The following is an 11,551-nucleotide window of genomic DNA, read 5'->3' as shown; positions in this document are numbered from 1 at the left end:
CCTTTCAATATGGAAAATAGATTTAGTTACCCTACCTTTCCATCCTCAACCAGCTTCATGAACACCGTAAAGTAACATAACTGATATGCTGTTGGCTTGCGTCCAACTTCTCCTGGCCTACTTTTTTGTTCTTTGTGAGCTGTAGTAATTATTTCAACTAAATCATTTATGACTTCAGACAATAATACAAGTGGTTCCTCTAACCACACCAATTGACCACTATCCCAAGATTTTCGACAAATGTTAGCTCTAAAGGATGCAAGCATTGGGTACAACCATCCCTGAGGAATTAACCCACTAATCTCTCCATCAGAGAATATTGCGTCACGTTTGTGGTCAACTGAGCCGACTCGATTTGAGTCTTCAGTATTTTTTATTTTGTAATAACTTGTAATCTTAGCGCATTGCTTTTGAACCTCATCAGATAAGATTAGAATCTCATCAATCCTTGGCAGTAAACGTGCAAAACTTGAGTTTTCTTTATTATCAATATCAGTATCATATCGCTTTAACACTTTTTGTTTACTACCAAAAATATCATTCGGATGTTTATCTTTCCCAGGATATTGGTTTAAATCAAAAACACTCAAAATATGAAGGACATCCAAGATATCAACTTTTCCAGGCTCGCCATCCGAGTATGCAATTTGATCTCCGCCTCGCTTCCCGCTCATTGCTTCTTTTATAGGATCGAATTTTTTGACTAAGTTTTTTAAACTTGCTTGATCAACTTGTAAATTTTTATTTAACCCTTCTGCTAAATCTACGATTTGTTGCTCAGGAATATTTTGATACAAATGTAGCCTTACAAAAGCTTGTCCCTCATATGTATTTTGTTCGATGACTTGCCGAATAGCCCTATAAGTATGACCACCATTAACAATACCATGCTTATCTATATCGCTTAATGTAATACTAACTTCATGCCTATCACCACTTATTCTATTAGATTCAACATGGTCTACTAGTAAATACACACCTAAGTTTTTCAATGCGAATTTTTCGGGTTCTTCTTCTAAAGTCTTTACAATTGATCTAGCAACTTGCCCTGATAGTTTTTCAGTTTTAGAAAATTTTGGATTCCTAGGGTTTACAGACGTCCACTCCTTTAAATCCTTAGGTAAATCTTCAACTCTAGCGAACAAGGTACCTAACTTTGATTTCTGACCTTCGCTGTTTGGTATTTGCAATACTCTGTAGTCATCACAGGTAATGTTAAATGTTAACTCTTTCATATTTTTCCTATTTATTTTGGGGGATGCTTGCCGCCAATACGATCTTGCGATAGTTATGTGAAAGCGATATCTCGGTTTCAAAAATAGGGGGGCACGCCCCCCTATACATTCAAATAATAAAAGCTAATTAGACTCTTTTTCCAACTGGAATACAGTACTCCCTTTGGTAATAAATCTAAAGCTATAGTCCTGAACAACTTGCTGCTCATTAGCTGTTTGAGATGTCGTAGATTCCTCTATACGGAACCCAAAATCCACCTGAAGGTCAGCTGTAACTATAAAGCTTAAACTTATCAAAGCCATAAAGATAATAACAAATGGATTCTTTGAAAAGTTCTTACTTGATTTTTTATTTTTTGACATAATTATACCTCTAAAAAACCGTGCCTCTTAGCGGTAGCTATACCTACTTGAGTATGACGGTGACTGTAAGTAACAGCTTCAAGGCCATAAGAACTGGAGTTGAAGCCATTAATTTATCCCAAGCCTGCTTGCAGGCTAGGGGGCTAACCTAACTTACGCAGCTAGGAATCTAACGCATGATAAAACTTTATTAAACTATATCAATGCATTAAAACTAAAATCACTTTCTCAATTCATACTTTCCACTTTCGAGCTTTCTAAATAAATCTTTTTTCCCTAAGTAAGCTTTCACATCGGAACAATGGTTATATATTGTCCTTCTAATAATTACATCCCAACTAGGCGGTAAGTCGCGTGAGGTAGCGTCTAAAATGGTCTTATAAACTTCTTTTAAATGTAAAGGCCTGTCGTAATGATGAAAAACACTCAAGACATCCTCAAGCCAACCTGTGTTATCTTTTTGGTTGAGTTCAATTATTTCATTTGTTGTTTGCTCAGATAGCTTACGTTTAAGTTTCGGTTCAAAAAAACGTTGAAAGTTTGGCAGCGTAAGAGAATAAAAGTCTTGTCCTGTTTTCAACTTAAACTCATTGATAAGTTCAGGTCGGACTCTATCATATTCCTTTGAATGCCAATCAGGCTTCTCATCTCCTGTTACCAGTACTAGTGTCATTGCATTGGATTTAGCTTTATCGATTAATTGGCTCCATAAAATATAATCTCCATACTTAGCATCAACTTTTGTACCCATATAACTGTAAGTTATCTCCTTACTATCATCCTCAAAACCTGGCGGAATATTATTATTAAACCTATAGTTCCCTTCGGCTTCAATGTGTTCCATTCTCTCGCTTGAATAGCAATCACCAACTAAACCATCAAATATTTCATATATGTGGTCTATTACTGAATCTTTTCGCTTCACTCTGTTCTGTTGTGGTAAGTGACTATTAATAACATTTGCAATTTTATCAAAGTGGGCACCTAGCTCTTTTTTTAAGGGAAATAACTCACTGTTTTTACCACCAACAATAGAGTGTCCCTCAATTTTCTTTTTAAACGACCTAAACTCGTCTTTAATGGATTGAACTGCTTTTTCCTGTTTTTTAAAAGTAGACTTTCTTTGTAAATTAAACTCTAACGCTACTTGATGTGGTAACCATATTTCAAAAAACTTGTTTTTCTTTAAAGATTTCATTTGCATTAATATGTCGTTAACGATTTTCTTTTCATAGCGGTAAAGGTTCAATAGAATATTTGTATCAAAAACAACTATTACTTTCTCACTATTAAGAATATTATTTTCCAAGTAATCATCTATATAACCAGGAAACTTACTTTTCATTTAACAACTCCCAAAACGCCTTATCTTTAATACGTTTAATTTGTTTTTCACCGTTGATATAAAGGCTGGTATGCTTTTCTAGTTCGCGAATGTTTTTCATCAGCAGCTCTTGCTCTGATTTATCATCCACATTGAATATGCCTTTAATATCTTGATTTTTGATTTGCGCTACGCGGTGTACAATCCAGCTTAAAATGTAGGCTGAATAGTCGTTTTCACCGGTTTTAAAATGCGTAATATCTTGGGTCGATAAAATCACACCAACACCGTATTCACGGCCTTCTTTTAAGATCTTGCGAAGGCTTGGAAAGTTCTGCGACATAAAATTGTCTGCTTCATCCACCAGCACAAGTTTAGTAACTTGCCTAAAGTCACCTTGCACTTCGGGCTTACCTTGCTTTTGCATTTGTGAGTAAAACAAATCAAGCGTAAGTGCTACCACTAAGTTTTGAACTTCGCTTGGGTAACCAGCTAACTCTACAACCGTAATGCCATCTACTAGATCATAAAGCGACATACACTTGGAAGTATCATCTTCAAATACTTCAAGCTCACAAACACTTTCTAGCGCAGCATAAAGCGAATCTTCAGCGGGTTCGCTATCTAAAAATAGCGCCCAAAGGTCTGCCATTGTTGGTGCAGCTTTGTGCCATGTTGATTTGTCAGATTTATGAATCCCCGCAAGGTCGTAAGCTTCACCTATAAGCTTACGTAATTTAAGCTGCTGCTTAGTGCCTAAGTTGAATGCTTTACCCATCGTCTCTGAGAAACCGCGGGCAGTGTGCACAGGCAACATTGGCGTATCACCAAACAAACTAAGAGGGTTGTACGGAAGCTTATGCAAATTAAACTTTTTGCCACTCGTAGCATTTAAAAATTTATCGTCCACATAATCTGACTTGTAATCAAAAATCAAAATGCCAATCGGTTTACCCTCTACATTTTGATGTTGATTTCGATAAAGCTGAGTTACTACAGATTTAGTACATTGGGTTTTACCTGTACCCATTGTGCCTATAATGCCTGAATTGGTATTCATAAACTTGGCGGTATTTGTGGGCTCCCAATAAACAGGTTCGTTACTCGGTATAACATGCCCCACCAATACTTTTAATGGCTCTTTCTCTTTTCGCTCAGCCACTACAATCGGCCCATCAGCAATTTTAGATAATACAACTGGAGTTTCATTATTGACTGCAGGTGCATCATCACTCGTTTCAGGGTTGTCACTTGCAGGCTTAATGCTAATGCTCTCATCAGCTTGAGTACTGCCATTCAATATATATTGTTCAGGTATATAGCAAAGCTCACTGCTTTGAATGTTGCTTAGCAAGCTTTGCAATGGTGTGCTGATAAAACGATTCAAATTTGCGCTCGGTAATTTTATTTGCAGAATGTCTTCTTGTAGGTCGAATTCTTCTTTCGCAAATGAGGCATTTTCAAAAAATGCCATCATGAAACCTTGCGGGTAATCAGCTAAATCAGCAACCTTGTAGTCACCTTGTAACCACCATTCTCGTTGTGATTTAAGAGCATCAAAGTAATCTGGTTGATAAACTTTATATAATTCAAACTTATCAACTTGCATTAAAATTTGTCTTACGAATAGGCCGCGGTATAAATGCCCTGCTAAGTCGTCACGGCCAAATAGATTTTCAACTAAATAGCGCTTTAACTCTTTAGCTTGTTTAACGCCTTTATCATGAGTACGTTGCTTACCAATTTTCACTTCGAGCGGTAGCAAATACATGTTTTGATCTTTGAAACCAACGAACAATACATCATCTGAAATAGCGCCGCTTTTAAAACCTTGAGCAAAGCGCGAAAACTCACTTTCACTCATTTTTAAACCAACATTACCTGCTACGCGTAGCATTTCGGCCACGCTCATTGGTACCCAGGTAATATCGCTTTGGTGTAATAGGCAGTTAATGTACTTATAAGCGCCAATGATACTTTTTTTCTCTTTTCGCTCGTTATCATTGCAAGTGATCATTTTAAGCAACCACTCACCATTAAAGGCATTAAACTCATCAATTAAGCCTTTAACACCTTGTGAAAGTACTTGGTCGTATAAATCGCGGCGCTTTGTTACGGTGATTGCATCGTAATTAGCTGAATTTGAAAAGTTGTCTGAATAATGTATTAGTACGGCATCTTTTTGCGATTTAAAAAAGTCGAGCGTTACTTTTGGATCAATAATTACTGTCCAAACAGAGCTCTCATAAACATCTTCTAGTAACTCGGTAAGCTTGCCCGCCACTTTTAATGCTAGACCATTATTGGTTTCATACTTTTGCCCGCACCAAGCTGCTTTGGCTAGATTATTAAATTGACTGCTCAATTTGAGGCTTGGGTTATTATCTAACACTAAATTCTGCAAACCGTATGTTGTAAGGTAAGTGTTTTGCTCGTTATAGGCGGTTTCACCTGCTAATAAACCATGGCATGCAACACCCGACTTTTCTGTTAACACATCAACAGGCGTTGGCTCAACACTTGTGTCGTTACGAACAAAACTAATGTGCGCATAAGCAAAGTCAAGTTCACTTTCTAGTTTGAACTTGCTGTAAGTTATACGGTTTTTAAGCATATCTGCTATAGCATCAGCTTTGTCTTTTTCACCGCTCAGCTCTGCAAGTTTCTTTAACTCATCGTAACTTGGCGCATCGGCAAACTCATCAAAATAAGTACGCTGTAGTGATTTATCGTATAAATTTACATGGATCCGATTTGCATCGTCTGGTGTTTGTTTTTTTAGATAATCAACTAACCCTAGAAACAATGCTTTGTTATCGGCATTATTAATTGAGTTGATATGCAGAGTTTCTTTTTTGCCCTTACTAAATAACACATCAAATGCTTTAGCAAACTCGCTTGCTTTTTGTCTTACCAGTGGGCGTACATAACCTAAACTAACGTCTTTATTTGCAACTAGATTACACCACATGCGATTGTCAGGCAGAGCTTGGTTGTATGCAAAACCATCTTTTGCGTGCCAAACAAAAGGTAATAGTCCTTCCGCATTTAAGCGTTTTAATGTGGCTTTTGGTAATGTATTAAAGCTTTTGTCGTTTTCATCACCCGCTTTAGTTACTAATTGAGTAAAATAAGCTAAGCATAGTGGGTGATATGGCGTTATAAACTCTTGCTCTTCAAACTCTGCGATACCAATATTTACTAGCATGCTAGACTCAGGGGAGAGTAATGCTTTGGTTTCTATTTTTTCTATTTCGCTTAGATAGCACTCAACCACATTTTGCGCCAAGCTTGTAAACTGTTGCCCCCAAGAGCATGTACTTATTAGCGCTTTACGTGCATCTAGGTAATCAAATAGTTCGCTGTAAGCGTTATATAGTGATGGGTGAGTATTTTCGATATCGCTTAGCATTAATTGAGGTCGCTGCCCCACTGTAGTTGCTAGAGCCCTATTATCTTGTAGTTCTGCTTCCCATTTTAATAGCGTTTTACGCAAACCTTTAGGTGTTAGGTCTTTACCATCTAGTACCACTTTCTCTTTTGCACGATTATAAAGACCGTTAAAATCATCGTTATATAGTCGGTTAAATAAATTGGTATCTAAAACTAATGGCAATGATAGGCTGTCTGATGACACTGCGCCATCGACCTCAAAATTCAAAATACTCTCGCCACTTTGGACGGCAAAGGTAAGTGTATCAGTTTCATTTGCGAACTCAGCAAAGTCAACTACTTGAGTTTGTTGAACCAAAAACGTTTGATTAGACTGAGTTACCTTAGCAGTACTACCCTGCTCTGAGACTTTAAGCATTCCAGCATTAGTTTGCAGTGTAATTAGTTGTTTTCGAGGTACAAGTAAAAAGCTATCAGCTAAGTCCTCAAGGAAAAATGCCCCTTTTGGTAACACAAGGATCCGGTATTTAAATCTCTCTTGCGGCTTTTCTCGTTTAAAGTCAACGCTAAAGTAAAGAGGCTGCCCAGAGAAAGAGCCTATAACTTCAACGACACTATGCTTTGCTGAGCGGTTATTTACATCTAGCGTAATTGGCTCTTTTGTGTGTTGCAGTTTTAATTCATTTTTTAAAATCTTGCCGCCAGTGAAGTAAGACTCTAATTTAAACTCAGACTCACCCTCTGGCATTTCAATGATTAGATGCCTTTCTTTTTTATTTTCACGAGCAATAAAAGTAAGGTTTTGCGCAATTTCTTTTTCAAATGAAAGTAGATTTTCTTTGTTATCTCTACGCTCTTTTAAAATTGCGCCAAAATCTAGATCTTGCCAGTTTTTATTATCACCAAAGTGCTCTGAGACAAACTTTTCACCAAGGTCTAGATCACCCAGCTTCTCAACTAGCTCTTGCGGGTATTTTTCAACAATTTCACTAATATTTTCAAATAGCTGATGATTTTGTGATAATCGCTTATCTATTTGTGCCGTATCATCCCAACCAATTATGGTGTTGTCGTTAAATAGACCTAGCTCACGAAATTGAATAACGCCATCTTCAAGTGCTTCAAAGAGCTCGCTGAAGCCGAACATGGTTGCGCCATCTTCAATTATTAGTTTAAAGCGATGTTCAAGAAGGCATTGAGAAATTTGATCCGTACCGCTAATTGATGTGATCAATTCACTCAATGAATGCTTTATTGTAGAGGGGTGCCAAACCTCGCCTACATTGCCTAAGTCTCTTGCAGAGTTAATTAATGTATCTAAGTACGAGTTGTGTACTACAAGTAAAATGCAATCACCCAACTCTCCATCTTGGCTGGATATTAAATCGCGTAGGTGCGAAATATAGTTTTCACTTAGGCCATTTTCAGATTCACTGTGTACAACTGGAATGAGCTTTTTATCAGCTAGAGATAGAGCTTTAAATTGCTGGTTTATATCTGCCGTTACTATTTCTACAGTCGTGTCTGCCTTTCTTAATAAAGCTTCATATAAGTTTTGGCTATTTGAGCTATCCGGAGAGCGAAATTGAAAACGACTTTCGCCTTCAAAGCCCTTAGCTGCCCACTTACAAAAGTGCTCGACTAAAAAGTCTTCATATAGTTTTTTTGACATATACTGCATCCCCGCTGTCACTCATTCGCTCAACATTACCCATACGCTCAAATAGGTCTATTAAACATTCTTCACTACTTTTATCAAAAAATACGCCACGGTTTTGAAACTCAACTAGCAGCTCATGAAGTCTTAGCTTTTCTCTTGAGCCAATTGAGATATTGGTAAGTAATAAAAGGTAGTCCTGATTTAAAACAAGGTATGAACCAGCTCGCCCACGACTTTGTTCAAAAGGCTTAATTAAGGTTTCACGCGTCGCTTTTACAAAGTTACTAAAGGCTGTTTCGCGTGTAGCGCCTTTCTTAAACTGCTCAGTAAATAACTTTATTAGGCTTGTAATGGCTTGATCTATATTTTCTGCCGGTAGTAGCTCACTAGTTAACTTACGGTCTTCATGAAAATCAGCCGCATAGTTGTTAAGCGCATCAATATCATTACTTGTTAATTCACCAACAAGCTCCCATAGCGGCACAATTGATGATTTAGCGTCTTGCAAGCTCTCGTTTAAAGCAAGATAAGGAAACAAAGCATAACTAGATTCAACAACTTGTTTGTGCCCATGAAGCTGCAGCTTTGTACGCTCTTTACTTGCTTTTTCGCTATCAAGAATGAAATAACATGGCTTTACTTCTGGTTGGCTCGACCAACCTCGTACATTGAGTGCAAGTTGTGCGGTATATAAAAAGCCATATAGCTTTAAAAACGACTTAATATTCTGTAAAAAATGCTCTGGGTAACCTACTAAAAACTCTAAGTCTTTTTGAAAAAACTCACTAAGCTCAGGTAAGTATGGCTTGTTAAATTTCTTTAGTTTTTGACTTTTTTTAGTAACCAGAGGCGAATCAAATACAGTTTTGATTTCTCTTTCTAAAAAGTTTAAATGTGACTCTGGCGGCTGAGTTAGTTGTAAATCGCCCAACAGGCCAACTAAAAAAGATGTTAAACGCTCATCACCCGCATTGCTACTTTCTGGGTTTAATACTTTCAGAGCTTGCATTTCTGGCGAAATATTGAGTACTTGCTCGTTGTCGAAGTACATTTTCTCAATAATATGCCAAAAAGGCTCACCATCAAGTTTGTTTGTAATTTGAGTTTTACAAAGCAACTTAAAGTCATCTAGCGAATTAATCGTTTTCTCTAGCTCTATGTTATGCAATGACTTGATAAAAAAGCCAACAACGGTTTCCCATTCATACTTATTATTTGCACTGTTGGCTGAAACAGGAAAATAGCTAGCTGCACTGTTATTTTTAGGTTTTAATTGTTCAACTAATGGCATTGCTTATCCCTCACTTACCATTATTTCTTCGTCATCTAACTCTAAGAGGTACTTTTGCCCATCGCCGGTAATGACCAGCTCATTTGACGATTTAGCTTCTTGAATAATTTCACTGGCTAATTCATCTAATAGAATAACTGAGTTTTTGTCGTGCTTATTTGGGCGATAGCCATTATTAATATTCATTAACAACGCTAATAAGTTGATGTTTATTGGCAAGGTAAATTTTGTGTTTTTCAACTTGAGTCGCGCATTAAAAAAAGCACTACTCGTTGTTGTATTCAACTTAACTTCAGCTAAGTCCATTGATAAATCAGCTGGTGCAGCCACTTGGTACTCGCCAAAATCTGACAGTAAGAAGTACTTCTTACCCAGCTTAGGTGCGTTTCTATTTATGTAAGTTCTAATTGCTGCAATTAATATTTCGCGATAAAAAGCTTTTATTTCACTTTTTTGCTCTGGTGTATCTTTGAAATCTTTATGGAGCTGATAAATTTCAATGTATTTATCAATCAAAGTAGCACTGAAGTCAGGTTTGAATTGTTTATGGAAGTCGTTAGCAAAGTCTTCATATCTAAGAACATAAAACAGTCTTAAATATTGCGCCCCGGTATTTAAACCACTAATTCCAAAGGTTTGAAGAGCACCTTTAAATGCGTGGAATTCTTCATCTGGCAAGTTTAAGTCATAGGCAAGAATAAAACGGTCGATTTCTTTTGTTCTTAAGTTAGCAGGATCAAAATCTTCAATTTTATTTGCAAGCTCATTATCACCACCTGCAAATAAGTTATCAAACAAGTAGCCGTCTGAAACTAAAAGTTCATGAATAAAATCGAGTAACGCCCGCGCTGTTAAGAATTGATCACGCATTAATCTTGCTTTAAATAGTAAATCAACAATTACTCGTTGTACTGATGGGATACTCAGAAGCTCAAAGTTTGTGATAATGCGTTGTGAGCCAAAATCATTTAGTTGTTTTTCTTTTTCGACTAATTGCCTGATTATATTGTCATTTGGCTGGGTGATTCGATCTAATAACTTTTGCGCAAACTCTGAATCGTAGCCATGCTCGTGGATTGCAAACTTAGGATAATCTTCAAAGTTAATAAAGATAATGTCTTCAGTTATTGATTTACGATTAGTTAAATAGCGAGATATAACAGTTTTAATGTTTTGATCTTTACCTTCCTCTGCATAATTGCCCATCATGCCAGCATTAATGCCTACAACAAGAGGTGTTGATCCTTGATTGAATTTTTCAAAGACTTTGTCGAGCGTTTCAATAGCAGTACCTTGAGGATCAAAGCTATGAGTTGCATCTAAGTGGAAGTTAATTCGTTGACCGTATTGCTGCTTAGCTTTGGTTAATAGTTCTGATTTACCATCACCACTGCTACCACATAAAAATAGAATTTTTTTATCATTTGCACCAAAGCTCGAAATAGCTTTATTTACTGCGATCTCAATTGGCATTTGGATGTACAGGTATGACTTGATTTCATCAAGTAGAGACTGACGCTGAGCGTTTCTTTCTGTAGAAACAGCGTAAGGTGAAGACTTTGATAAAACGCTGAGGGCTTCTTTTAAGCGCATAAACTAAATCCTGTTACTGCGGCTTAAAATGAATAAACCGCTCCATGGTTATTTCTTGATACTAAATGACGAGCCGTTAAGCCAGCATTAAGTTTAGGAACAATCTAGCATGAATAACCATGAAAAATATAGGTTTTTTCGATGAATAAAATAATAACTCTAATTTATTGAAGAGGATTTTAGTGCAGAAATGCATTCTAAGAGGGTACAATCAGTTTGAAAGTTTTGTTTTATCAGACTAAAGAACTATCAAAAACTTGAACAATTTTTAAAAATAACCACGTGTTATTGAGCTTTTAAGGATATCAAGCTCTATGCAAATACCTAATATTGAATTTCATCTCCCGATTAGGCGGTTACTGGAAGCAGTAGCCACTTCCAACGTGGAGATAAAATATGAAAAAATCGCGCTCATTAAGGCGTCATCATTACGCTAGATTAAAAAATAAAGTTGTAAACCAAACTTACTTTGGTCATAGCAAAAACGATTGGCGTTGTGCACTTGAAAGAAAAATTGGTTTTTATGCTAACACTGCAAAGTGCATTTCTTCGGCACTTAGCTCAAACCCAAGAAACAATAAATGGAATTCAAAAAAGCATCAATTAACGCTGCAAGAACGCAGAAGTGAATTTGATGCAAAAGAGTTTAATTACTAAAGCTAAAAGGTCGGCAATTGCCGACCTTTTTTGTT

Annotated in this window: 7 protein-coding genes; 1 reads left to right on the top strand and 6 read right to left on the bottom strand. The window is 36.8% G+C overall.

Annotation, left to right across the window (positions count from 1 at the left end):
- Positions 1-26: 26 nt before the first annotated feature.
- From CWC28_RS00550 to dptF, 6 genes are all read right to left on the bottom strand, one after another.
- On the bottom strand, positions 27-1,235 hold the full coding sequence (locus CWC28_RS00550; protein ID WP_138624573.1) for an AIPR family protein: 1,209 nt from the start codon (positions 1,233-1,235) through the stop codon (positions 27-29).
- 123 nt (positions 1,236-1,358) lie between these two features.
- Positions 1,359-1,598, bottom strand: a complete 240-nt coding sequence (locus tag CWC28_RS00545; protein ID WP_138624572.1) for a hypothetical protein — start codon at positions 1,596-1,598, stop codon at positions 1,359-1,361.
- Positions 1,599-1,818: 220 nt separating this feature from the next.
- A complete protein-coding gene (locus CWC28_RS00540) occupies positions 1,819-2,943 on the bottom strand; it encodes a PIN-like domain-containing protein (RefSeq protein ID WP_138624571.1) in 1,125 nt (374 codons plus the stop codon).
- Positions 2,933-7,987, bottom strand: a complete 5,055-nt coding sequence (gene dptH, locus CWC28_RS00535; protein WP_138624570.1) for a DNA phosphorothioation-dependent restriction protein DptH — start codon at positions 7,985-7,987, stop codon at positions 2,933-2,935. The genes CWC28_RS00540 and dptH overlap by 11 nt, the downstream gene beginning before the upstream one ends.
- Entirely contained in the window at positions 7,968-9,266 is a 1,299-nt protein-coding gene (gene dptG / locus CWC28_RS00530; RefSeq protein ID WP_138624569.1) for a DNA phosphorothioation-dependent restriction protein DptG, read from the bottom strand. The genes dptH and dptG overlap by 20 nt, the downstream gene beginning before the upstream one ends.
- Before the next feature lie 3 nt (positions 9,267-9,269).
- Positions 9,270-10,859 (bottom strand): DNA phosphorothioation-dependent restriction protein DptF, encoded by a 1,590-nt coding sequence (gene dptF, locus CWC28_RS00525; protein WP_138624568.1) that lies wholly within the window; start codon positions 10,857-10,859, stop codon positions 9,270-9,272.
- A 396-nt stretch (positions 10,860-11,255) separates the two neighbouring features.
- Between dptF and CWC28_RS00520 the strand changes: the two genes are divergently transcribed.
- Positions 11,256-11,516 carry a hypothetical protein gene (locus tag CWC28_RS00520; RefSeq protein WP_138624567.1) on the top strand — a complete coding sequence of 87 codons (261 nt, stop codon included), beginning with the start codon at positions 11,256-11,258 and terminating at the stop codon, positions 11,514-11,516.
- Positions 11,517-11,551 lie beyond the last annotated feature (35 nt).

This window comes from Pseudoalteromonas sp. S4492, assembly GCF_005886115.1.
GTDB lineage: Bacteria > Pseudomonadota > Gammaproteobacteria > Enterobacterales > Alteromonadaceae > Pseudoalteromonas > Pseudoalteromonas gelatinilytica.
Note: the sequence above shows the minus strand (reverse complement) of the source record. Positions and strands in the feature narration are given on the sequence as shown.